21 protein-coding genes are annotated in these 22,212 nt (G+C 61.7%); 9 read left to right on the forward strand and 12 right to left on the reverse strand.

Going from position 1 to position 22,212, the window contains the following annotated elements:
* Positions 1–874 precede the first annotated feature (874 nt).
* Together PQR40_RS27865 and PQR40_RS27870 are read left to right on the forward strand one after the other, a co-directional pair.
* Positions 875–1,126 carry a DUF1488 family protein gene (locus PQR40_RS27865; protein ID WP_408241622.1) on the forward strand — a complete coding sequence of 84 codons (252 nt, stop codon included), beginning with the start codon at positions 875–877 and terminating at the stop codon, positions 1,124–1,126.
* 113 nt (positions 1,127–1,239) lie between these two features.
* Positions 1,240–1,479 carry a hypothetical protein gene (locus tag PQR40_RS27870; RefSeq protein WP_408241619.1) on the forward strand — a complete coding sequence of 80 codons (240 nt, stop codon included), beginning with the start codon at positions 1,240–1,242 and terminating at the stop codon, positions 1,477–1,479.
* Between the two features lie 193 nt (positions 1,480–1,672).
* On the opposite strand, the gene PQR40_RS27875 is transcribed toward PQR40_RS27870, so the two are convergent.
* From PQR40_RS27875 to PQR40_RS27885, 3 genes are all read right to left on the reverse strand, one after another.
* Positions 1,673–1,921 carry a hypothetical protein gene (locus PQR40_RS27875; protein WP_408394401.1) on the reverse strand — a complete coding sequence of 83 codons (249 nt, stop codon included), beginning with the start codon at positions 1,919–1,921 and terminating at the stop codon, positions 1,673–1,675.
* Between the two features lie 165 nt (positions 1,922–2,086).
* Positions 2,087–3,016: a LysR family transcriptional regulator gene (locus PQR40_RS27880; protein WP_408340403.1), complete on the reverse strand. Its 930-nt coding sequence runs from the start codon at positions 3,014–3,016 to the stop codon at positions 2,087–2,089.
* Between the two features lie 226 nt (positions 3,017–3,242).
* Positions 3,243–4,634 carry a DHA2 family efflux MFS transporter permease subunit gene (locus PQR40_RS27885; protein ID WP_408485674.1) on the reverse strand — a complete coding sequence of 464 codons (1,392 nt, stop codon included), beginning with the start codon at positions 4,632–4,634 and terminating at the stop codon, positions 3,243–3,245.
* A gap of 166 nt (positions 4,635–4,800) precedes the next feature.
* On the opposite strand from PQR40_RS27885, the gene PQR40_RS27890 reads away from it, so the two are divergent.
* Positions 4,801–5,661, forward strand: coding sequence for a LysR family transcriptional regulator (locus PQR40_RS27890; RefSeq protein ID WP_408241608.1), 861 nt, complete (start codon positions 4,801–4,803; stop codon positions 5,659–5,661).
* 52 nt (positions 5,662–5,713) lie between these two features.
* Here PQR40_RS27890 and add read toward each other — a convergent pair whose 3' ends face one another.
* Entirely contained in the window at positions 5,714–6,811 is a 1,098-nt protein-coding gene (add, locus tag PQR40_RS27895) for an adenosine deaminase (protein ID WP_408510279.1), read from the reverse strand.
* 102 nt (positions 6,812–6,913) lie between these two features.
* Positions 6,914–8,260: an NCS2 family permease gene (locus PQR40_RS27900; protein ID WP_408340398.1), complete on the reverse strand. Its 1,347-nt coding sequence runs from the start codon at positions 8,258–8,260 to the stop codon at positions 6,914–6,916.
* 83 nt (positions 8,261–8,343) lie between these two features.
* On the opposite strand from PQR40_RS27900, the gene PQR40_RS27905 reads away from it, so the two are divergent.
* Positions 8,344–9,270, forward strand: coding sequence for a LysR family transcriptional regulator (locus tag PQR40_RS27905; RefSeq protein WP_408510280.1), 927 nt, complete (start codon positions 8,344–8,346; stop codon positions 9,268–9,270).
* A 46-nt stretch (positions 9,271–9,316) separates the two neighbouring features.
* Here the strand turns inward: PQR40_RS27905 and PQR40_RS27910 are convergent, their stop codons facing one another.
* The 3 genes from PQR40_RS27910 to PQR40_RS27920 all read right to left on the reverse strand — a co-directional run bounded on the left by PQR40_RS27910 (position 9,317) and on the right by PQR40_RS27920 (position 12,469).
* Positions 9,317–10,435 (reverse strand): nucleoside hydrolase, encoded by a 1,119-nt coding sequence (locus tag PQR40_RS27910; protein ID WP_408510281.1) that lies wholly within the window; start codon positions 10,433–10,435, stop codon positions 9,317–9,319.
* 2 nt (positions 10,436–10,437) lie between these two features.
* On the reverse strand, positions 10,438–11,547 hold the full coding sequence (locus PQR40_RS27915; RefSeq protein WP_408241593.1) for a porin: 1,110 nt from the start codon (positions 11,545–11,547) through the stop codon (positions 10,438–10,440).
* Positions 11,548–12,028: 481 nt separating this feature from the next.
* A complete protein-coding gene (locus PQR40_RS27920; protein ID WP_408241590.1) occupies positions 12,029–12,469 on the reverse strand; it encodes a hypothetical protein in 441 nt (146 codons plus the stop codon).
* Between the two features lie 607 nt (positions 12,470–13,076).
* Here PQR40_RS27920 and PQR40_RS27925 point away from each other — a divergent pair.
* Complete coding sequence (locus PQR40_RS27925) at positions 13,077–13,679, forward strand: extensin (RefSeq protein ID WP_408394411.1); 603 nt, start codon at positions 13,077–13,079, stop codon at positions 13,677–13,679.
* Positions 13,680–13,756: 77 nt separating this feature from the next.
* Here the strand turns inward: PQR40_RS27925 and PQR40_RS27930 are convergent, their stop codons facing one another.
* Positions 13,757–14,587, reverse strand: a complete 831-nt coding sequence (locus tag PQR40_RS27930) for an SDR family oxidoreductase (protein ID WP_408394413.1) — start codon at positions 14,585–14,587, stop codon at positions 13,757–13,759.
* Positions 14,588–14,702: 115 nt separating this feature from the next.
* Here PQR40_RS27930 and PQR40_RS27935 point away from each other — a divergent pair, with 115 nt between their 5' ends.
* The 3 genes from PQR40_RS27935 (at position 14,703) to PQR40_RS27945 (ending at position 19,168) form a co-directional block, all read left to right on the forward strand.
* Entirely contained in the window at positions 14,703–15,596 is an 894-nt protein-coding gene (locus PQR40_RS27935) for a LysR family transcriptional regulator (protein ID WP_408394415.1), read from the forward strand.
* 420 nt (positions 15,597–16,016) lie between these two features.
* Entirely contained in the window at positions 16,017–17,066 is a 1,050-nt protein-coding gene (locus tag PQR40_RS27940) for an NAD(P)/FAD-dependent oxidoreductase (protein ID WP_408241578.1), read from the forward strand.
* A gap of 143 nt (positions 17,067–17,209) precedes the next feature.
* Positions 17,210–19,168 (forward strand): PAS domain-containing hybrid sensor histidine kinase/response regulator, encoded by a 1,959-nt coding sequence (locus tag PQR40_RS27945; protein ID WP_408241575.1) that lies wholly within the window; start codon positions 17,210–17,212, stop codon positions 19,166–19,168.
* A gap of 53 nt (positions 19,169–19,221) precedes the next feature.
* On the opposite strand, the gene PQR40_RS27950 is transcribed toward PQR40_RS27945, so the two are convergent.
* Positions 19,222–20,619, reverse strand: a complete 1,398-nt coding sequence (locus PQR40_RS27950; protein WP_408510282.1) for an MFS transporter — start codon at positions 20,617–20,619, stop codon at positions 19,222–19,224.
* Positions 20,620–20,861: 242 nt separating this feature from the next.
* Here PQR40_RS27950 and PQR40_RS27955 point away from each other — a divergent pair, with 242 nt between their 5' ends.
* Positions 20,862–21,014 carry a hypothetical protein gene (locus PQR40_RS27955; protein ID WP_325045863.1) on the forward strand — a complete coding sequence of 51 codons (153 nt, stop codon included), beginning with the start codon at positions 20,862–20,864 and terminating at the stop codon, positions 21,012–21,014.
* A 174-nt stretch (positions 21,015–21,188) separates the two neighbouring features.
* Here PQR40_RS27955 and PQR40_RS27960 read toward each other — a convergent pair whose 3' ends face one another.
* The gene (locus tag PQR40_RS27960) at positions 21,189–21,755 is read right to left on the reverse strand and encodes a PaaI family thioesterase (protein WP_408394417.1); all 567 of its coding nucleotides are present in this window, start codon (positions 21,753–21,755) and stop codon (positions 21,189–21,191) included.
* A gap of 119 nt (positions 21,756–21,874) precedes the next feature.
* Positions 21,875–22,009 carry a hypothetical protein gene (locus PQR40_RS27965; RefSeq protein WP_408340382.1) on the reverse strand — a complete coding sequence of 45 codons (135 nt, stop codon included), beginning with the start codon at positions 22,007–22,009 and terminating at the stop codon, positions 21,875–21,877.
* Between the last annotated feature and the right edge of the window lie 203 nt (positions 22,010–22,212).

The raw sequence follows: 22,212 nt of genomic DNA on the forward strand, positions 1-22,212 counted from the left end.
TGCCTGCGCGGCGCTTGCTTGTCTGGTTGCCTATGGCGTTGGCCTTTCCTTGTTTTGTTATTGGTTTATTAGCGTCGCCCCTGTGCGGGGCAGGCACTTACTTCTCTTTGCCGCCGCAAAGAGAAGTAAGCAAGAGAAAGCGGCTCACACCGCTAGTTCTTAAGCGGGTCCCTCGCACAGTCGCGGTAGTGGTGCATCTGGAATCCGTGTTCTCGCACATTCGGCGTGAGTGACAAGGCCGTCATACTTCCGGCGGCGCTGCGCGCGCCGAAGCGCACTTCTTAAAACATTGCTGTGTTTTAGCACTCACGCTTAATCGGCATTTCACCGAGACGAAGCCGATGGCTCCCTCCGCGCCGAAACGAAGCCCAGCTTTCTCATGCAATTCCGCCGTCGCCAAGGTGAAGCCGCTGGCCCCCACAATGCCCAAACGAAGCCCATGTTTCCTGATGGACCCTTCCGGCGAGCACGTAGTGCGAGGCGGGAAGTATGACTGCCTTGTCACAGGGCTGAATGTGCGGGAACACGGATTCCAGATGCACCACTACCGCGACTGTGCGAGGGACCCGCTTAAGAATTAGCGGTGTGAGCCGCTTTCTCTTGCTTACTTCTCTTTGCGGCGGCAAAGAGAAGTAAGTGCCGCCCCGCACAGGGGCAACGCTAATAAACCAATAAGAATTCAAGGAAAGGCCAACGCCATAGGCACACAATAATAAGCGCTGCGCAGGCAAACAGATCAAGAAAAGCCCACCACCGCAGGCATACAGACAACCAAAGCGCCCCGCAGGGCCAAACCCTGACACTTACAAACAACACCTTGACCGCGCCCCACATTCGGCGCACCGTGAAGAAGGCAAAACCACGGGAGCGTGACATGTCTCTCAACTTCCCGAACCCGAGCCGCAGCTATGACGCCTTCCGTCACTGCGTCAATTTCTGGGGCTATGACAACGCGCGCGAAATCGCCTTCACTGTCAACGATTCGGTCATTTCGAATCTGAGCCCGAGTGCGGGCTCCGACGAACCGGCAGTGCTGGCGGCTTTCGACCGTCATCGCGAGCAAATCCTCACGCTCGCTCGCGGTCTGTATGTCGGCGGTCCGCAAAACCGCTATACGATTGCTTGACGCAGCGCGGCGCGGCACGTCCAACCGGACCTGCCGTTCGCCGCCTTGTTCCACAGCCGAAGCAGTGCGGCGCCTACCGGCGCCTCGCCTTGTTTTGTCGCGGGAGTTCCAGCATGGATGATGACCAGGTCAACCTAGAAGAAATCGCCGATAGCAAACGGCAGCGTGAAGCAGCACGTCTCGCTGAAAGCGAAAAAACGGCCACAACCACGGCAAACGAACCGCAAGGTGAGGGCAATGAGCCCGCACCAAAGCAATGGGTCAAGCACGTGACGAAGTGGCTGGGCGCGAAGCGTACGCTGATGCAAGCGCGTCGCCCATTGATACTCAAGAAGAAACCCGCCGCTCTTTAAACGTGCGGAACGAAAATAACCGGCGTAAAGCCGGTTTTTCTATTTGTGCCGTGCCCAGTTGCGCTTCCGGTCGCAGCACAGTCGCGCTTTACCCGATTCCGTGCCTGCAGCGCGCGACCCATCATTACCGTTGCAGCGGAACGAATGCTTGCGCCGTTTTCGCAGATCAATGCATCGCCGCGCCGTGGGCGCGCTACCGCGCCGTTGCCGTCGCTACCGCCGTTGCCGTTGAGTCCATTAACGCCTTGCGTTCGATCTTTTCGAATACGTCCATCAATCTGCCTATACGTTGGGCGCTGTCACGCGGCAGTTGTCCTTCAAGGGGTGACAAGGCGAGAATCCGCCGCCGCCAATAGGGCAAACCCAGCGGTGGGGCTGTCATGAGAAATGGAATAATCTGTTCGAGATGAGCAAGCTCGCTCTCAAATGGGTAGTTCGACATAGATCGTCCGTACGCGCTGTGAGTACCTTCACCTAGCGTGCGCGCGGGGCGGCTTTATGTCTGCACGCTACCGTACAGGATGCGAAGTGGCGCCCTCTGCGCTGACAGACGCGTGGTCGGCGATCGGTGGTTTTCGGTAGCGCATCGCGCTCAGCCCACCGCAACTCAAGCAACCGTTTCGCGTATCGGGCCCCCCGTCAGCGAAACGATAAAGTCGAAGAATGCCCGCACCTTGGCCGGCGGATGATGTCGGGAAGGGTAGAGCGCATACAGCGGATAAACCTCGTCGCCCCAGTCCGGAAACAGTTCGACCAGTTTGCCATTGGCGAGCAAGGGCTCGGCGCCGAGCGCGAGAATCTGCGCGACACCCTGGCCCGCGGCGCACACGCTATGCAAGGTGCCGACGTCGTTCACGGTCAAGCGGCCTTGCGGCGTAATCACGATTCTCTTGCGTCCGCGGTGAAACTCCCAACTGAACGGGTAACCCGTTAGCGGATCACGGAACTTGATGCACACGTGTTTGCCACTTTCGAGTTCGGCCGGGCTCGCTGGATGTCCGTGTTTCTTCAGATACGACGGCGCAGCCACGGTCAGAATCCGCGTGTCGAGCAGCTTGCGTGCAATCAGCGTCGAAACCGGCGGGTCGCCGAAACGGATCGCCAGATCGAAGCCGTCCGCGACCATATCGCCTAACTGGTCACGCGTAACCAACTCGAGTTGCAGATCGGCATGCTTATCGATGAAGCTACCCAGCCTCGGCCCCAGCACGAGACGCGAAAAGAACGGGTCCATGTTCACGCGCAACCGTCCGCGAACCGCAGTGGCGCCCAGAACCGCCGAAGCCGCGGCTTCCTCGAGTCCGCCGAGCAGCGGCACGATCTGTTCGTAAAAGTGCCGGCCTTCATCCGTCAGTGTGACCGAGCGGGTAGTGCGGTCGAATAGCCGGATACCGAGACGCGCTTCGAGCCGGGCAACCGAACGGCTGACCCCGGATTGCGACATGTCGAGCGCTTCGCCGGCTGCCGCAAAACTCCCGCAGTCGACGATCGCCGTCAGCACGCCCATGCCGTTCAGCATGCGCTCGTCAAATGGCATGTGATATTCCCTTGTTACGCATTAATGCGTGACATGCTAACGCGAAACGCCGTTTGAATTCATGTGTCGACGTTGGGAAAGGCCATCTGTCCGAGCGGATCGATGACGCTGCATCATGAGTGGAACGGCAGTCACGCTATCGCGTCAGGTGCCCGCTTAGGCGCTAATCCGGATGATCTCACCTGGTGCATGGATGGACTGCGCTGCTCGTCATGCGTCAGGCATATCAGCCCTGGGTTGCCTGGCCAGGCACCTCGCGCGTGACTGGCGCCTCGTCGAGATGACGAAATACCCAGGCGGACACCAGCGTGATGACACCCACGCATACGAAGCTCAGGCGGAACCCAAGCGCCGCCGATCCCCATTGCGCCGTGAACAGATTCACCAGCCCGCCGCCGATGGAAACACCCAACCCGATCGCGAGCATCTGCACCATCGAAAAGAGGCTGTTGCCGCTGCCGGCATCTTCATGCGAGAGGCCTTTGAGCGTGACGCTGTTCATCGCCGCGAATTGCATGGAGTTGGCGCCGCCGAACACAGCCAGAATCACGATCTCGACGATGAGGGGCGTACCACGCGTAATCAATGCGAACGCAACGATCGCCGACCCCACGATCACCGTGTTGACGAGCAGGAACGTGTCGTAGCCATAGCGGCGCACGAGCGGCGCAATCCAGCGTTTGGTGAGGGTGCCGGCCAGTGCGGCGGGCAGCATCATCAGGCCGGAATGCAGCGGTGAGTAACCCAGTTGCAATTGCAGCAGTAAGGGCACAAGGAACGGCACGGCGCTCGAGCCGATGCGGCACACCAGGTTGCCGATCAGACCGACGCTGAAATTCGGCTCGCTGAAGAGCGAGAGTTTGAAGAGCGGATTGCTGCGGCGCCTGGCGTGTGGAATGTAGGCGAGCGCACTGACCACGGCGAGCGCGAAGAGACCCGCCGACCATGCCGCGCGGTGCGTCTCGACCGGTGCTTCGAAGGCCAGCGAAAATGTGATCATGCACAGCGACAACAGCCCGCAACCGACGAAGTCGAACGGCGGCGCCTGAGTTTCGCCATGCGCCGGTAAATACCGCTGTACCGCGTAGAGCCCCAATGCGCCGATCGGCACGTTGATCAGAAAAATCCAGTGCCATGTAATGGCCTGCACGAACCAGCCGCCGAGCGTCGGCCCGGCGATGGGCCCCAACTGGCCGGCAATCGAAATGAACGCAAGCGCCGACACGTATTGCTCACTCGAGACGCTGCGCAGGACGGCGAGCCGTCCGATCGGCAGCAGCATCGAGCCGCCCAGCCCTTGCAGGACCCGCGCCATCACCAGTTGACCGAGCGTATGCGCGCTCGCGCAGCAGATCGAACCAAGTACGAACACGAGGATCGCCACGAAATAGACGCGCCGCGTGCCGAAGCGGTCGGCGAGCCAGCCCGAAGCGGGCGTGAGCATCGCCATTGTCAGCGTGTAGGCGACCACGATCGGCTGCATTGCGAGGGGCGCGACGTGCAGGCTGTTCGCAATCGACGGCAACGCCGTGTTGACAATCGTCGTGTCGAGCGACTGCATGAAAAAGCCGGCGGCGACGATCCAGAGTAGCGCTGTCTGGGCGGAATCCTTGTTCATTGTTCAATTGAGCTACGGGGCGGCGGGGGCGGACAGACCGGCGGGCCGTGCTCGAAGCAGTCGTTGGGGGGATTCCGTCATGATATTGACATTACCGTCAATCGGGAACCCCACTAGGGACATTGACTGTTATCGACTTTGCCGATAACCAGGGCGACAATGGCGCATGCTCAATCCCATCTGGCTCAAGACCTTCGCGACAGTCGCGGCCTGCCATAGCTTCACCGAGGCGGGGCGGCGACTCGATCTCACGCAGTCCAGCGTCAGCGAACATATCCGCCGGCTCGAACAGAGCGTCGGGCGGCGCCTGTTCGTGCGCGACACCCATTCGCTCGCCGTGACCCCGGACGGCGAGGCCATGCTCGCGCACGCCAGCGTGATCCTCCAGGCGCTCGCGCGGGCCGAATCGCAGTTTCGCGCGCCGCGTCTGAAAGGGCGCGTGCGGCTCGGCTCATCGGACGACGTCGCGCTCGGGCCGCTGCCCACGGTGCTGGCGGCGTTTCGCGACGCGCACCCCGACGTCGAACTGGAAATCACCATCGGTATGACCGGCAAGCTGTATGAGTTGCTGGACGCCGGTTCGATCGATTTGCTGGTCGGTAAGCGGCGTCTGGGCGACCGCCGCGGCGTACCGCTTTTCACGGGGCGGCTGGAGTGGCTGGCGCGCACCGGTACGCTGGTCGATCTCAGCCAGCCCTTGCCGCTCATTCTGGTCGCCGAGCCGAGTGTGACACGGGCCGTGGTGCTCGATGCACTCGCCGAAGCCGGTTTCAGCTGGCAGGTGGTGTGCACGAGCAGCAGTCACGCGGGCTGCATCGCGGCCGCGCGGGGCGGGCTTGGCATAACGGTTCGTCCGCAGTATCTGGCCGCGCGGGGCCTGGCGCCGCCGCTTAATGCGGCCAGTCTGCCGACGCTGCCCTCGGTGGAATTCATCGCGCTTGCCGCCAAACGGCTGAGCCGTCCGGCGGGCACGTTGCTGCAATTGCTGCACGATAGCGATTTGCGCGGTTCGTGGATTGGTGAATGACGCCGCGTGGGCGGCGCCTGAGCGAGTCGCTTAACCCGAGGTGCTGTTCCGCTTAAGCGGGCAGGGCCGCCGCCAACACGTCGAACTCCGCGCCCCACGCTGCGCGCCATGCGTGGCGTGTTGTTTCGTCGACCCATGCACCGTCGATACCGTTCAGCATGAACTGCCGCAACTCGGCGATGCTGAAGCCGAAGTGGCTATGCATCAATTGCCATGCTTCGCTCGGCGTTACTTTGTGTAGCGTCGGGTCGTCGGTGTTCGGGTGGATTTTCAGGCCCAGGCCCGGCATGCGTCTCATCGGATGCTGTTCGGCCCAGACTTCCGGGGCGAGCATGCGCAAATAGTAGGAGTTGGTCGGCACTACGGTGAACACGATGCCGCGCTCCGCATAGCGAGCCGCCAACTGCGGGTTGCCGACGATCGTGTAGCCATGATCGATCCGGTCGCATTGCAGCAGGTCGACGGCCGTCTCGACATTGCGCCATGGCATGCCGAATTCGCCCGCATGCGCGGTGGTTTTGAAGCCGGCGTTACGTGCATTGCGGTACGCCTTCCAGAACAACTCAGGCGGTCTGTCATTCTCGCGGTAGTCGATGCCGAGGCCAGCCACTTCGTCCGCGCGATGCGCGCACATCCAGTCGACCAGTGCGACCGCTTCGTCAGGATCGGCTTCGCGGTCGATGCTCGGGATCAGTCGCGCGCTGATGCCGAAGTCGCGCGCGGCGTCGCGAATTGCGGTGACGATGGCCGCTTGCGCATCCGCATAGGGAATCTTCGAGACACGTACGGTGCCGGTAGGATTCCAGAAGAATTCGCTATGGCGCACCTGATGCGAGGCGGCATCGGCGAGATATTCATACGCGATGCGATGCAGGTCGTCTGCATGCGTAAGCAGATGCTCGTCGAGCGCACGCAGCACGCGCAGCACACCGACGGGTTTTTCGCCGCGCGTATAGAACGCGTCGATCTCTTCGCGATCGATCGGCGCGTTGCTCTTTTCGGCGAGCGCGATGAAAGTCTCGTGACGCACCGCGCCCAGCAGGTGGCAATGCAACTCGACCTTCGGCAGGGCGGTGAAGAAGGCGCGATGGGCGTCGGTGAGCGTAATGCCGAGGCGCGATGCGGGCACGTTGCCCAATGTCTCTTTCATGTCGGTATGGTTTTCGGTAGTGCGTAAGACTCGACGAAAATTCAGTTTAGTGCAAATGCAGGATGAAACGTGCAGCTACGCTGGGTCACTAAAATGAAGAGCTCAATGCGGCTTGACCACGGTATAGAAGTAATAGCCGAGCGGCACGGCCAGCACGTAGAGGCCCCACGGTACTTCACGGAAACGTCCGGCGAGCAGCTTGACGAGGACATAGCAGAGCAGGCCGCCCGCGATGCCGGTGCCGAAACTGTTCGACATCAGCGTGAGCAGCACCATCGAAAGAACGGGCAGCGAGTCGCTGAAGTCGTCGAAATGGGTATGGCGAATCGTGCTGAACATCGACAGCCCGATCAGGATCAACGCCGGGGCAGTCGCTTCTTTCGGAATGGCCAGCGCGACCGGCACGAACAACAGCATCAGCGCGAACATCGCGGCCGCAGCGAGCGAGGAGAGGCCGGTACGCCCACCCGCTTCAACGCCTGCCGCCGATTCCACCAGCGCGGTGAGCGCCGGAATACCGAGCATCGGACCGAGCGTTGCGGCAATCGAATCGACGAGAAACGGGCGATTGATGTTCGGCAGATTCGCATTTTCGTCGAGCAGATCCGCTTTGGCGCCGACCGCGAGCGTGGTGCCGAGCGTCGAGAAAAACTCTGCCGCGAAGAACACGAACAGATACGGAATTGCAGCCACGCTCAATGCACTCGCAATGTCGAGCTTGAACGCGATCGGCGCAATGCTATGTGGCCATGACAGAAACGACGTGGGCATATGCGTGACGCCGAGCGGCACACCGGCGCCGGCCGCAATCAGGATTGCCCACAAAATCGCGCCGGGGACGCGGCGGCCTTGCAGCACGACAGCCGCGCCGAGACCGATCAATGCAACCAGGGTGCCGGGACGCGAGAAATCGCCGAGTGCCAGCGCATTGGTCTTCGCGTTGGCAATCACCATCCCGGCGTTACGGAAGCCGAGCACCGCGATGAACAAACCGATCGATGCCCCGAGCCCGAGCTTGATCTGCGCCGGAATCAGGCGCACCACGAGACTGCGCGCGCCCACCAGCGTCAGGATCAGGAACAGCACGCCGGACACGAACGCAATGCCCAGACCCGTTTGCCATGCGACGTGCTCGCCCGCGAGCGTGATGCCCAGAATCACAGAGCCGCCGATGCCGGGTCCCACGAGAAACGGCAGGTTCGCATACAGCGCCATCAATACCGTGCTCAGCACGAACACGAGAATCGTTGCGGTAGTCGCCGCGCCGCGATCCATGCCGCCCGCCGACAGCAGCGACGGAATGACCACCAGCAGATAGGCGGCCGCGAGAAACGACGTGATGCCGGCGATTGTTTCGATACGCACGCTGGTCTTGCGCGCGGTGAGCGCGAAACGCCGTTCGAGCCACCCGCTGTGCGCAAGCCTGGCCGGGTTGTTTGTTGTCGGCATTGAAGATTCGTTATTGATCAATTGATTCATCCTGTTACTACGCCATTTATACTGCTGCGCATTGCGTCGATGCATTGCACTCCATGACCGACCGTTCGTCCCTGCTGCCCGCGCTCACGCTGCGGCAAATCCAGTACTTCGTCACGCTTGCGCATGCACGCAGTTTCACGCAGGCCGCGCAATCGCTCGCCTTGACGCAGCCGGCGCTGACCGCAGCGATCCGGCAGATCGAATTTCTGCTCGGCGGCCCGCTGTTCGCGCGTTCCGCGCACCGGCTGACGCTGACGCATGCGGGCGCCAGCGTGCTGCCGCTCGCGGAACGGCTGCTCAATCAGGCGCGCGGCACCTTCGACGATATGGCGAGCACCTTCGCCGAACGTGTGCAGACGGTGCGCATCGGATTGATTCCATCGGCTGCGGCACGCCTGTTGCCCGCGCTCGCCTTGTTGCGTGCACAAAAACCCTCGTTGCGCTTCACGCTGAACGACATGCCGAACACCGCCTTGATCGATGCCGTGCGCCAGGGCGCGGTCGATTTCGGCGTCGGCGTGCACGAACCCGATGCGATCGCGGCGGACAACGACGGCGAAGCCGCGCTGCGCTACCAGGATCTGTTCGAGGATCAGATCGTGGGGGTGGTGCGCCGTGACGATCCGCTCGCGCAGAAGAAGAGCCTTGCGTGGGCAAAGCTGGTAGGCCGCGATCTGGCGGTGTTCGTGCGCGGCAGCGTCAGCGATGCATTGCGGCGCACCGGCGGAGCCGAAGGTTTGCAACTGACGGTCGCATACCGCGTCGAGTACACGGAGCCTTTGTACGAATTGGTGCGCAACGGTCTGGCAATTGCGGTGCTGCCCAGTCTCTACACCATGCATCTGCATGACGCGGAACTGGTCGCGTTGCGCCTCGACAAACCGCCTGTCACCCGTTCGATCGCGCTGATTTCGCTCGCCGGCGACGATCGCGGTCCGCACGTGCGGGCTTGCCGCGAGTGGATCGCCGCGCATATCTGACGCAACGTGTGCTGAATGCATGAGCGTTGTCGAGTCTTTCACGGACTCAGGGCAGTGTGGCGAGCCGGGCGCGCAAGGTGGCGTAAAAACCGTCCGCGTCGACTTCGGTGATCCAGGTCGCGTTCGGCTTACGGCCGCTGTGTCCGCTCCAGTCCACCACGGTTTCACCGAGCGTCCATTCGCCGACTGTCTCGATCATCACGTTGACCTCACGTCCTTTGAATAGAGACGGCTCGATCAGGTAGCCAGTGGCGCAGGGGTCGTACATCGGGGCTTCTTCAACGCCCCGGCGTCCCTTCTGATACGCGACTTCCGCAGCCATGATATCGGCGGCCATCGTGCCGCAGCGATTGCCGAGCGCGCGAATCGGCGCGATCCGTGCCGGCGTGATCGGCGCTTTCACGGCGACGTCGCGCGGCAGCACGACGATCGACACACCGCTGGCAAACACGACTTGCGCGGCCTGCGGATCGACGTAGATATTGAATTCGGCCGCGGGCGTGATGTTGCCGCGTTCAAAGAACGCGCCACCCATCAGCACGATTTCGCGGATGCTGTTGCGAATCTCCGGTGCCTCGATGAGCGCGGTGGCGAGATTGGTTAACGGGCCGAGCGCGCACAGCGTCACGCTATGCGGCGGCGCCGCGCGCAAGGCGTCGATCAGAAAAGCAACCGCGTGCTGCGGCGCGAGAGGCGCGAGCGGTTCATGCAGCGGCACGCCTTCGAGGCCGGTCTTGCCATGCACGGTGGCGGCCGTGATCAGTTCGCGCGTGAGTGGGCGTGGACAGCCCGCATACACCGGCAGAGATTGCGTACGCTCGGCCCAGTCCCGCACGATGCGCGCATTGCGTTCGGTGAGATTGAGCGGCACGTTGCCCGCGACCGCCGTGATCGCACGCACATCGAGCCGGTCGCTCGCGCCGAGGGCGAACAGGATGGCAATCGCGTCATCCTGACCGGGATCGCAATCGATGATCACGCTGCGGCGCGCGCCGCTTTGCAAAGCGGGAGCGCTCGAAGATGACGTGCCACTTGTCGCGCTATCCGCCCCGGCAGCACCCGACGCGGCGGCCAGCATCGGCCAGGCCGATGCACCCGCAGCCAGTCCCATGGCCGTGCGCAAAAACGCGCGCCGGTCTTGCGTTGAATCGAATGAATTCGTCATTGTCAGAACACGTGGCGCATGCCGACCGTCGCGATCATCTGACGTATGCCGGTGGATTGAGCGTAGGCAAAAATCTGCGCATGTTGCGCGTCGCCGGCGGCTTGCTGCGCGATCACCGTCAACGCGACGTCGGTGCGTTTCGACAGGAAATAGTCGGCTTGCAGATTGACCTGATGCCATTTGGGGCTCGTGTTGATCACATCGTATTTGCCGTCCGTGAACGCATACGCTGCGCCGAGAATGAACGCGGGCGTCACGTGGTAGTTCAGGTTCAGATTGTAGTTCTGCAAATGCAGATGGGAACCGTCGAGATAATCGTAGCGGACATCGGTGAAGAGCGCTGCAAATTGCGCGGGGCCTACCGTATAGAAGCCACCCGTGCCGAAGATGCGCTGCTTGCTCGCATACGCAGCCGGATGCAGCGCGCTCTTCGCGAAGATCAGCAGCGACGAGGCATAGTCGTTCGAAATCGCGCCGTCCGGGTTGGTCGCGCTAAACGGGTTGTTGTACTGCGCGTAGACCACGCTCCACTTCAGCGGGCCGTTCTCGTAACCGGCGCCGAAGCTGTACGCATTGTTATTGGCGAATCCGGTGGCATTGCTGAAACCGTACTCGGCCGTGGCCTTCAGGCCGCGATAGTCGGGTGTCACGTATTTCACCGCGTTTTGCACGCGGATGTCGTTATAGCCGTTGTCGTTGTCGCCGATGTTCACGCCGTTGCTCGCAATGATCACCGGACCGACGTAGTCGTGCACCGTGTCGTACTGACGACCGAACGTCAGCGTACCGAACGTCTTGCTGGCGAGTCCGACAAACGCCTGGCGGCCGAATTCGCGGCCGTTTTGCGACGCGGTGCCGCTCATCACGTTAAAGCCGTTTTCCAGCTGGAAGATCGCGGTCGTGCCGCCACCCAGATCTTCAATGCCCTTCAGCCCCCAGCGCGGATTCTGGTTGGTCCCCGAGAGCGCCTGCCACGCGTTTTTGCCGCCCTGATTCGTCGCATAGCCGACGCCCGCCGAAATCAGGCCGTACAGCGTCACGCTGCTTTGCGCATGGGCGGCGCTGGAGAGCGCGCCGGCGATCGCGAGAGGGGCGAACTTGAGTAGTTTCATCGTGGTCCAGTAGCGGGAAAGGAGGGCACCGAGCGTAGGGCGCATTCAAACTGGGCTCGACTATACGAAGTCGTCGACTATAAAAATAATGTTGTTTTTTTATAGTTCCATAAATTTAATCTATTCAATGGGCCTTGGCCGGCCATCGGCGAAACATGGGGACGGCCGCAGCGCAAGCGTCCTTGCCCTTACCCGTGTAAAAGTGGTGTGAACCGTCCGGAGCCGTTATCTGGTGGTGCGCCGGAGGCTATGACGAGGAATTTGGTAATGCGGGCTGGCGTCAGACAAGGCGCGATGGAGGGAATCGCGGAGTCGTTCGCTGCGGTCGGAGTTTTGCGCCGCTATGGCGATTGAAGAGGCTGGCGTGGTTCATCAAGCGCCGGTTCTGGCCCACATGAGAATCGCCCGTGCAGCGCTGCGAAAGGTATTCGGCGTTTCGGGCTTAACCTTTGATTGAACCACGCTGTTTTTTGCTCAACGTTCAGTCATAGTGGCGATGCTTGTGATGGCGCTTGTTCGGTCGGTAGCCGCGGGCATAGTCGTCCGCGTACGAATTGGACCGCGAAATGTTACCGCCAAGCGCTGAACCCGCGCCGCCGCCCACGGCCGCGCCGACGAGGCCGCCCGTGCGGCCGCCCATCGCATTGCCTGCCGCTGTGCCGGTACCGCCCCCGAGCGCGCCACCGATGATGGCGCCCGTGCGTTCCCTGCGGTTTGACGTGACTGCGCCGCCGGCGCCGCCGCCGACTGCACCGCCAATGACCGAACCTGTGCTGCCGCCTATCGCGCCACCCAGGGCAGCGCCGGCTACGCCGCCGAGCGCGCCGCCAAGGGCATTGTTCATGTCGCCGGCCACCGCCGGTAACGACGTTGCAGTGGCGAGCGCTGCAATGGCAACAATCTGGAAGATTTTCTTCGACATAAAAGGTCTTTAGTTTTTGGGACGGCGCCGAGTATAACCGCCCACCGAAAGGTTTTTGTAACTTGCCGGTTGGGGCCTCGGTAAGAGGTGTAACAAAATGATCCGATGGTTTTTTAGTGAAACACTTTCGGTACCATTGGCGTCAGGCGTCAGGCGTCAGGCGTCAGGCGTCAGGCGTCAGGCGTCAGGCGTCAGGCGTCAGGCGTCAGGCGGCGGCCAAACGTCCGTGCGTCTTTGAAGGCATTTGACCGTCGCTTACTGCTCGAGCGTCGGTCACTCGCGTGGCTCTGTGCGTCGGATGGCGTTCGCAGTCGTTAGACCGATCAGAACAGCCAGCCTGAGCGAATGCCCGTTTCTACAGCACGGACGGACGACCCGGCAATTCTCTGGATATCGCTCGCCCGTTCCTGCTCGTCAGGTCCGCCAATGCCGTCATTTGTCTGATTAAAACCGGGATCAGTCGTTTATCACGGCTGGCTCGCATCATTTGCAGGATCCGTCAGTAAGTATGATGAATACCCGAAAGATTTTGATGATTATTGGAGGGCTCCTGCTCGGAGCAGCAGGGATCACGTACCTGATGCTCCTTCAGGCGGACCGCCGCTCAATGGCAGAAGTCACGGCCGCCATGGATAAATCCGCACGCCCTCCGGTCGTGGATTCGCGCGTCGGCGATCACGTGACGGACGGCAGCATCGGCCAGTCGAAGCCGTCATCCGGCACAATCACGAAAAGTACTGCCAACGCGCAGCAGCCGGTGGTTCCCGCTCCGGCTCCCGCTCTGGCAGCGGCACCTGCGCCCATGACGGCCGCGCGCGCATCCAGTCCGGCCGCCTCACAAGTCACCGGGCAACCGAAACCGGAGGCACAACCGAAGCAGGCGCCGTCGACGGCAGTCGCGTCGGTGAACGTGCAGGACTCGGGAGCGCCGAAGGTGGTTCCGGCGCAGCGCGCCCAGCGTGGAGGAGATGGTCCGGACCGTCGCGCGATAACGACTCAAGGCTCGACACCGGAGACGGACGAACTGGTCAGGGAATCGGCGAAGCTCGATCCATCATTGCCTCCGCCGGATATGTCCGCTGCTCGCACCGCCATGGACCAACGTAGCTCGAAGCCAGGCACGGGCTCGAACCCGGTCGCGGCCGCGATGACGGATCAGCTCGTCAGGCAATCGGCGAAGCTCGATCCTTCGCTGCCACCGCCCAGGTAACCGACTTCTCCGGGAGCAGGTGCGGCTGCACGAACGCTCCCGGCACTTGAGCATCGCGCCCCTCTGTGCCGGTCCGCCTAGCTTATCGAGTCGACTGAAAACGCGATGTCCTTCTGTGCTTCAAGCACCCTCAGGCGCTCAGCCAACGCAGCCCTGATCGAGTCGTAGGCACCGCCGCCAAGCGTCAGGCGTAACGGCGGATGCACCGAGTCCGCCGCAACGATCATTGCGGCGACTGTCTTGCCTGCATCGCCCCGAATTGCAAAGCTGTTGGACGCAATCGCCCGCCTGACGTTGCCTGCCGGGGTATCGTCGTACTCAGGCATCGGCACTGCGTGATCGAGACCGGCACCGAACTGCGTGCTCGTCGGCCCCGGCTCCACGATCACGAAGTCGATGCCGAATGGTGCAACCTCCTTCGCTACTGACTCGACGAAACCTTCGATGCCCCATTTCGTAGCGTGATAGAGGCTGAAATTTGGGTAAGCGATCTGTCCACCTTCGGACGAGACCTGGACGATCCGGCCGCCGCCCTGGCGGCGCAGGTGAGGCAGCGCGGCACGGATGATCTGAATCGATCCAGTGAGATTGGTAGCGATCTGCCTGACTATCTGTTCATCAGTCACTTCCTCGGCCGCGCCGAACAACCCGTAGCCCGCGTTGTTCACGACCACGTCGATACGGCCCATCGCTTCGAATGCGGCAGCGATATTCGAGTGCACCGCGCGGATGTCGGTGACATCGAGTGTCAGCACATGCAACCGGTTTTCGTACTGTTTTTTCAGCTCATCGAGCGCCCCCTCGCGCCGCAGCGTCGCGACGACCCGATCGCCGCGTTGCAGCAGGCGCTCAGCGAGTAGTCGACCGAGGCCTGACGACGTGCCGGTGATAAACCAGGTCTTCATCATGGTGTGTCTCTCCACAAAGTGTATGGAATGGCATTGCCTGATTACCAGTCTAGGTACCCGTCGTTGGTCAGAGAAGTCTCTATAGTGCGTATGACCCCGTGAAAATTCGCCACCAATGACCAAGCCGACACTTGCCGATCTGACCGCGTTTTCCACTGTCGCAGCGCATCGGAGTTTCCGCCGTGCCGCCGATACACTCGGCGTTTCGCGCTCCTCGCTTAGTCACGCCATGCTCGCACTGGAGCGCGAATTGGGCGTGCGCCTGCTCAATCGCACGACACGTAGCGTAGCGCCGACAGAAGCCGGCGAAGCATTGCTCGCTCGGCTTGCGCCCGTGCTCCGCGATCTCGACGACGCACTGGATGCCGTCGCCGATGCGCGCGGCAATCCGAGCGGCACGCTCAGGATCAATGCAAATGAGAGTGCGGCGCGGCTGTTATTGAAAACAGTGGTGCCGCTTTTTCTGAAGCGCTTTCCGGGCATGGCGCTCGACCTGGTCGCGGAGGGACGGCTCGTCGATATCGTCGAGCAAGGTTTCGATGCCGGAGTACGGCTTGGCGAGTCGATCCCGCGCGACATGGTGGCGGTGCGCATCAGCGATGATCTTCGCTTCGTAGTCGTTGCAGCGCCTTCGTATCTGGCGGGTCGCACACCACTCATCACGCCCGACGACCTTCGTAGCCACGACTGTATTCGTCAACGTCTGCCGAGCGGCAAACGCTACCGCTGGGAGTTCCGCAAGCACGGGCAGGAAGTGGCAATCGATGTTTCCGGGGTGCTCACGCTGGATCACAACGGTCTGATGGTTGAGGCCGCGTCCGATGGGTTGGGCCTCGCGTATGTACCGGAGTCCACGGCCCACGACTGGCTGGACGACGGCCGGCTGGTTACCGTGCTGGAGGACTGGTGCCCGTTCATCCCGGGGCTCTGCCTGTACTACCCTGGGCATCGCCACGTGCCTGCTGGTCTGCGGGCGTTCATAGACGTGCTTAGGGAGGCAAATCACTAACGCATGTAAATGTCCGTTGTCGAGGATCCTGACCGATGGCTTTGTCAAGTTGACGGCTGTAGACTACCTGTTTGGCTCAAGCATAGTTATCCTTATTAGATAGCTTGCTGAGACTCGGAAGTGACAGTCCAGTTTCTTCTTTTCGCTCGGCCATTCAACTGTAGTTGTGCTCGCGTCTGTCGCGGTTCCCATTACTGCGTCTGCCATGCAGGCGCATTTTTACCATTACAAAGAAATCGGCGGGGTCGTCGGAACTCCGGTGCCGAGTCGATAGTCCTGGAAACGGCGCCAACGTCCGGTGGCACAGCCTTCCTCGTTCCAGACCTACAGAACACTATCCTTACCGCTTGTAATGGCATCGTTGCCGGGTTTCGGTCGATTCTGTATGGTGGGTCATTCACCTACCCGATGAGATCCCGAATGACGCTCCCCGCAGACCAGCTTCCGCAACCGGTTCGCTCCGATATCCTGATCATCGGCGCCGGCCCCGTGGGTCTCTTTGCCGCTTTCGAAGCGGGCGTGATCGGCCTGTCATGCCAGATTGTCGACGCGCTCGACAAGATCGGCGGGCAGTGCACGGAGCTCTATCCGGACAAGCCGATCTACGACATTCCCGCCATTCCGTCATGTACCGCGCGCGAGCTGGTCGAGCGTTTGATGGCGCAATGCAAGCCGTTCGATGTGCCGATCCATCTTGAGCAGAGAGTCGAGTCGGTCGAGCAGCGCGACGACGGGCGCTGGACTGTGCGCACCGACCGCGGTCTCGTATTCGACGTGGCGGCGATTCTGCTTGCCGCCGGGAACGGTGCGTTCGTCCCGCAAAAACTGGCGCTGGCTGAAGCCGTGCCGCTGGAATCGCGCCATGTGCACTACAGCGTGCAACGCCTCGCCGATTTCGCCGACAAGACCGTGGTGGTGGCCGGCGGCGGCGACTCCGCGCTCGACTGGGCGCTGGCATTGCGCCAGGTCGCGCGGCGCGTGACGCTGGTGCATCGTCGCAACGGCTTTAGTGCGGCGGATTCGAGTGTGGAGTCGATGCGCCGGGCGGTCGAGGCGGGGGAGATGGACTTTATTGTCGGCGCGATTTCAGGGCTCGGCGTTGAGGGCGATGCGTTGAAATCGATCGCGCTGCGGCATATCGAAGGCGAAACGCAGCTCGAAACGGAGCAACTCGTCGTGCTGTACGGGTTGGTCGCCGATCTTGGGCCGATCGCACAATGGAATCTGTCGACCCACGGCGGTCGCGTCGATGTGGATACCTCCAACTACGAAAGCTCGCGGCCCGGCATTTTCGCGGTTGGCGACATCGCCAACTATCCGAACAAGCAGAAGCTGATTCTGTCCGGCTTTCATGAGGCATCGCTAGCGCTGCGCAAGGCATACACGTACGCGTTTCCGGAGAAAAAGCGGGTCCATGTCCATTCGAGTTACGACGCGAAGCTGGCGGAAAAGGTCGGAGCGGCGGGTTAAGGGTCCCTCCAGGTACCGAGTTTGCTGCACACACGGCGGCAAGGTGGCGTTTTCAGTTGTCGAAGCGGTAACGTTGGACAACAAACAGGATATGAAGACGGGCCGGTGTATGCTTTTGGGCAAACCATCTAAGTCCTCCTGCTATGAACGAGACTGACGCCGCTTCCGCAAGCGGTCACGGCGAGTCCGCCCACGAGCCGCCTGCGCTCCGTGCGAACACGCCCTTCGAGGTCGACTACTGGGCACTAGTCCAGTCGATCGAAGATTACGCAATCTTCCTGCTGGACCCGGCCGGGCGTATCGTCAGCTGGAATGCCGGCGCGCAGAAGCTGAACGGCTACGCGGCGCACGAGATCATCGGCGCGCACTTCTCCCGTTTCTACACTGCCGAAGCCGTGGAGCGTGGCTGGCCGGGTTATGAGTTGCAACAGGCCGCACTTACCGGCCGCTTCGAGGACGAAGGCTGGCGGGTTCGCAAAGACGGCACGACCTTCTGGTCGAACGTGGTCATCACGGCGGTGCGCAACGAAGCTGGGCTACTGACCGGTTTCGCCAAGATTACCCGCGATCTGACCGCGCAGCGCGAGTATATGGACGCATTGCGGCGAAGCGAGGAGCGTTTCCGTCTGCTGGTCGACAGCGTGAAAGACTACGCGATTTTCATGCTCGATCCGGATGGTTATATTGTGAGTTGGAATGCTGGCGCCGCGCGCATCAAAGGGTATACGCGCGACGAAATCATCGGCCGGCATTTTTCGACTTTCTACCCGCGCGAAGACGTGGCGGCCGGCAAGCCGGTGCGCGAACTCGCGATCGCGAAGCAGATCGGCCATGTCGAAGACGAAGGCTGGCGCGTGCGTAAGGACGGCACGACCTTCTGGGCCAACGTCAACATCACCGCCATGTATGACGAATCGAACCAGTTGCGCGGCTTCGCGAAGGTCACGCGCGATCTGACCGAGCGCCGTGAACGCGAAGAACTGGAGCGCTCCGGCGAGCACATGCGCAAGTTTCTCGCGACCCTCGCTCACGAGCTGCGCAATCCGCTCGCGCCGGTGCGCAATGCGGTTGGGGTGATGCAACTCGAAGCGGGTCTGAGTCCCACGTTGGCGCGTTCACGCGATCTGATCGACCGCCAGGTGACTCACATCACGCGCCTCGTCGACGATCTGCTCGACGTCGGCCGCATCATGTCGGACAAGGTCGAGTTGCGCCTTGCACGCGTCGATCTGGCCGAAGTGGTGGTGCGCGCGATCGAAGCTGCGCGGCCGTTTACCGATGCGCGGGAGCAGAGTGTGGCGCAGCACATGCCGGCCGAGCCGCTTATCGTCGACGGCGACACGACGCGACTTGTGCAGGTACTGCAAAACCTGTTGCATAACGCATCGAAGTTTTCGCCGTTCAGCAGCCGCATCGAGATCTTCGGGCGTCTCGATCATCACATGGCTGTGCTGGAAGTGCGCGACCACGGCCGCGGCATTCCCGTACGTTCGCTCGATGCGATCTTCGAGTTGTTCGTCCAGGAAAAGGACAAGCAAAGCTCCGGCGAAGGCGGCCTCGGCATCGGCCTCACGTTGTGCAAATCGCTGATTGGACTGCACGGCGGCAGCATCATCGCGAGCAGCGCGGGAGAGGGGTGTGGCAGTTCGTTCACGCTCAGTCTGCCGTTGGCCGCGGCGCCCGCCGAAAAGCGGGTTGATGAGGCTGGCGCTGCGGCAAGCGAGGTGTCGCCGCTGCGTATCCTGCTGGTGGACGACAATCGGGACTCCGCCGACAGCCTCGCCATGCTGCTCCAACTCAAAGGCCACGAGGTCCGCATTGCCTACGACGGCCCACAGGCGCTCGAGGTCGCACCGCGCCTCGCGCCCCACCTTGCATTGATCGACCTTGCGATGCCCAAAATGGACGGTTACGCCACGCTGGCGGCGTTGCGCGAAATGCCCGCGCTGGCCGGCACCGTGTTCGCCGCTATGACCGGTTTCGGTCATGCAAGCGATCGCGAACAGACGCGAGTGGCCGGTTTTGACACTCATCTCGTCAAGCCAGTAGAACTCGCATTGTTCGACGCGTTGCTGGAGCAGGCGGAAGCGCGGCGTCATTAGCCCGCTTGATGCCTGGCGCTGGTCCGGTAAATCGATTGAGGGGGGGCGGTACTTTACCCGCGACCGCCTCGCGCGATCTCTTCACCGGCGCGATGCGGCATGCGCAGCGTCACGGGGATCGACGCGAACGAGCACAAGCCCACCACCAGAAACGCGGGCCAGAAATCCGACCACGTGATGCTTGGATGTCCGTGCAGCACGCGCGAAATCTGCAGCACGATACCGCCCACGGTCACGCCCAGGCCGAGCGACATCTGCTGCACGACACTGCCGAGACTCGTCGCGCGTCCCACATCGCGGCTGGCGATTTCCGCGTAAGTCAGCGAGTTGAGACTCGTGAATTGCAGCGCCGGGAAGAAGCCGCCGAGCAACACGACGAACCAGATGATCCAGGTCGGCGTGCCGGGGAAAAACAGTCCGCATGCCGCGATTGAAATACCTGACAGCGCCGCGTTCACCACCAGCACCGAACGGAAACCGAAGCGATGCAGCACGCGCGAGGCGATCGTGCGCATGAACATGCCGCCGAACGCGGACGCGCAGGTGATCAGGCCGGACTCGAACGCGCTCATGCCGTGTCCCTCCTGCAGCATCAGCGGCAGCAGAAACGGCAGTGCACCGAGACCGATGCGAAACAGCGAGCCACCGAGCACGCTCGCCTGAAATGTCGGTACCTTGAAAAAGCTCAGATCGAGCAAGGGCAGTTTGACGCGCTGGGCGTACAGGACGTAGCCCACGAGCAGCACTGCGCCGCTCGCGCACATGCCGAACGCGTCCCGATTCGAAATGAGTTCACCGCCAACTAGCGACAGTCCGAGCAGAAGCAACACCGCGCCCGCCGCCGACAGAAAAAACCCGATCCAGTCGAGCGGCCCGGGGTCCGGTTCGCGTGTATTGGCGATGTGCCGGTTGGTCAGATAGATGCCGAGAATGCCGATCGGCACGTTGATGAAGAAGATCAGGCGCCAGTGCAGATAGGTCGTGATGAAGCCGCCGAGCAGCGGCCCGGCGGCCGGTCCGAGCATCGCGGGGACACTCAGATAGTTCATCGCGCGAATGAAGTCGGATTTGTGGACCACGCGGAAGATGATGATTCGCCCAACCGGGACCATCATCGCGCCGCCAACGCCCTGCACGAAACGGGCGAGGGTGAAGGTGGCCAGCGAGTTCGATGCAGCGCACAAGAGTGAGCCAGTCACGAAGATGCCGATCGCGGTGCGAAAAATTGTCCGCGCGCCAAAGCGATCCGCGAGCCAGCCGCATACCGGGATGAACACGCCAAGACCGAGTACATAGCTCGTCACCGCGATTTTCAGCGTGACCGGATCGCGCCCGAAGTCGCGCGCCATGGCGGGCAACGCGGTGACGATCACGTTCGCATCGACGCTTTCCATGAACATCGCGCACGCGACGATGAGAGGCGCAATCAGGGCTTTCTGGACGACAGTCATGGGAGCAGGCGGGCGATCGGTCTGCGGCGGATGGTCGCAGACAAAGGGGCCATTATTGCACCTGTACGGTGCGGATGGTTAATAGCGCTGCGTCTGATGCTTCCCTTTTTCTGAATTGCTCAAGTTCCGGATGTGACCCTCGCACAACACCTCAACGACATTATTGATATTTGTTGCGGCGCGGCATGAGAGGACTATAATCGGGTTATTGCCTAGGTATAAACCCTATACAGGAGTCCACCATGAACACTGCTTCCAACGTCGCTACCGCCCGCACTGCTACCGCAGCTAACACCACGTGGCTGGGCAAGATCCGCGCCCTGGCCCTGCATGCACTCAATCTGCATCTGCAAAACTGCGCGGTGATCGCTGAAGCGCATCGCCGCCCGCAGTAAGCGCGCTAGTAACGGGTTAGCAGGTACCAGAGTCGGCGCAGGCGCTGTACGGCAAAGCCGAGGCGCGCATGCGCCGGGCTACCTGCCTGGTGGTCCGCTCGTGTTGCCAGATTAGCGCCGGATTGTTACCGGGGCGCCAGTCGTGGCGAGCAACCGACAGTATTGGCCGTATCCTCATCGGCTGGGAATCTCGAACACCAGACAGGTCGTCGTGGCATGCGCGTAGAGCGTGCCGTCGGGGCCGACCAAGCGAGCTTCCGCTGTCGCCAGTTGCCGTCCGCAATGAATCACCTTGCCCTCGGCACGCACGCGTTGCACGCGCGGCGTCACAGCTTTCACGTAATTCACGCTCAGCTCGGCCGTGGTGTAGCCACGACCCGGCGGCATCATCGTATGCACCGAGCAGCCTAGCGCGGAATCGAGCAGGGTGGCGATCCAGCCCCCGTGCACGGTGCCCAGCGGATTCAGATGCTGCGCGAGCGGGGTGCCCTGAAACACCGCATGCCCCGCGCTGATTTCGACAATCGTGAAGTCAAGTGTGCGCGCGATCGCTGCGTAGGGCAGTTCCGCGTTCAACATCGCCTGCATGACTTCCAGGCCGCTCTTGCCTGCCACCTGTTCTGGGCGCGCGACGCCCGGGCCCGGGCCGGCTTTAAGTGTCGCCAATACTTCCTGCTCGCGTGCGAGCCAGCGTTCGAGTTGTTGTTCGTTCGTCAATCCGTGTCTCCTGTCCTGAGGCATGCATGCTTCGGAATCGATGCATCGTCATCGATTAGAGCATCAAACCGCTTCAGGGCGCTGGAGGGCCACCTCTGGATCGCCGAGTTGCGCAGCGTCCGCCGACCCGCAGCGTCTGTGCGTTATTCGCGGATACGTGACGCCACTGCGCGCTGTACTTTGGCCGCGCGTGCGGATAACGCGCTCATCAGAAGCGCTGTCGACACCAAGCCCACCAGATAGATACCGGCCATCACCCAATCCTGATCTGTCATCATCGTTCCCCTTCAAGTAGCGGTTTTCGCGCGGCGAGAATTCAACATTTCGCCATGCCATTGCTCTCGATTACGGCACGCAAAGCAGAAACCTTGATGGAGTCCATCGTCCTTTAAAACGGTGCGCGATCGGGCAGGCCTCACGCGATACCGAATCTTTATCTCGCAATCTTCAATAAACGTTTAAAATTCGAGCCCTTGCCGAG

This window comes from Paraburkholderia sediminicola (assembly GCF_046026855.1).
In the GTDB taxonomy this organism is placed as follows: Bacteria; Pseudomonadota; Gammaproteobacteria; order Burkholderiales; family Burkholderiaceae; genus Paraburkholderia; species Paraburkholderia sediminicola_A.

Coding starts and splice junctions, on each gene's coding strand:
- PQR40_RS27865 (WP_408241622.1), top strand. CDS start 875: ATGTCTCTCAACTTCCCGAACCCGAGCCGCAGCTATGACGCCTTCCGT.
- PQR40_RS27870 (WP_408241619.1), top strand. CDS start 1,240: ATGGATGATGACCAGGTCAACCTAGAAGAAATCGCCGATAGCAAACGG.
- PQR40_RS27875 (WP_408394401.1), bottom strand. CDS start 1,921: ATGTCGAACTACCCATTTGAGAGCGAGCTTGCTCATCTCGAACAGATT.
- PQR40_RS27880 (WP_408340403.1), bottom strand. CDS start 3,016: ATGCCATTTGACGAGCGCATGCTGAACGGCATGGGCGTGCTGACGGCG.
- PQR40_RS27885 (WP_408485674.1), bottom strand. CDS start 4,634: ATGAACAAGGATTCCGCCCAGACAGCGCTACTCTGGATCGTCGCCGCC.
- PQR40_RS27890 (WP_408241608.1), top strand. CDS start 4,801: ATGCTCAATCCCATCTGGCTCAAGACCTTCGCGACAGTCGCGGCCTGC.
- add (WP_408510279.1), bottom strand. CDS start 6,811: ATGAAAGAGACATTGGGCAACGTGCCCGCATCGCGCCTCGGCATTACG.
- PQR40_RS27900 (WP_408340398.1), bottom strand. CDS start 8,260: ATGCCGACAACAAACAACCCGGCCAGGCTTGCGCACAGCGGGTGGCTC.
- PQR40_RS27905 (WP_408510280.1), top strand. CDS start 8,344: ATGACCGACCGTTCGTCCCTGCTGCCCGCGCTCACGCTGCGGCAAATC.
- PQR40_RS27910 (WP_408510281.1), bottom strand. CDS start 10,435: ATGACGAATTCATTCGATTCAACGCAAGACCGGCGCGCGTTTTTGCGC.
- PQR40_RS27915 (WP_408241593.1), bottom strand. CDS start 11,547: ATGAAACTACTCAAGTTCGCCCCTCTCGCGATCGCCGGCGCGCTCTCC.
- PQR40_RS27920 (WP_408241590.1), bottom strand. CDS start 12,469: ATGTCGAAGAAAATCTTCCAGATTGTTGCCATTGCAGCGCTCGCCACT.
- PQR40_RS27925 (WP_408394411.1), top strand. CDS start 13,077: ATGGCAGAAGTCACGGCCGCCATGGATAAATCCGCACGCCCTCCGGTC.
- PQR40_RS27930 (WP_408394413.1), bottom strand. CDS start 14,587: ATGATGAAGACCTGGTTTATCACCGGCACGTCGTCAGGCCTCGGTCGA.
- PQR40_RS27935 (WP_408394415.1), top strand. CDS start 14,703: ATGACCAAGCCGACACTTGCCGATCTGACCGCGTTTTCCACTGTCGCA.
- PQR40_RS27940 (WP_408241578.1), top strand. CDS start 16,017: ATGACGCTCCCCGCAGACCAGCTTCCGCAACCGGTTCGCTCCGATATC.
- PQR40_RS27945 (WP_408241575.1), top strand. CDS start 17,210: ATGAACGAGACTGACGCCGCTTCCGCAAGCGGTCACGGCGAGTCCGCC.
- PQR40_RS27950 (WP_408510282.1), bottom strand. CDS start 20,619: ATGACTGTCGTCCAGAAAGCCCTGATTGCGCCTCTCATCGTCGCGTGC.
- PQR40_RS27955 (WP_325045863.1), top strand. CDS start 20,862: ATGAACACTGCTTCCAACGTCGCTACCGCCCGCACTGCTACCGCAGCT.
- PQR40_RS27960 (WP_408394417.1), bottom strand. CDS start 21,755: ATGCCTCAGGACAGGAGACACGGATTGACGAACGAACAACAACTCGAA.
- PQR40_RS27965 (WP_408340382.1), bottom strand. CDS start 22,009: ATGATGACAGATCAGGATTGGGTGATGGCCGGTATCTATCTGGTGGGC.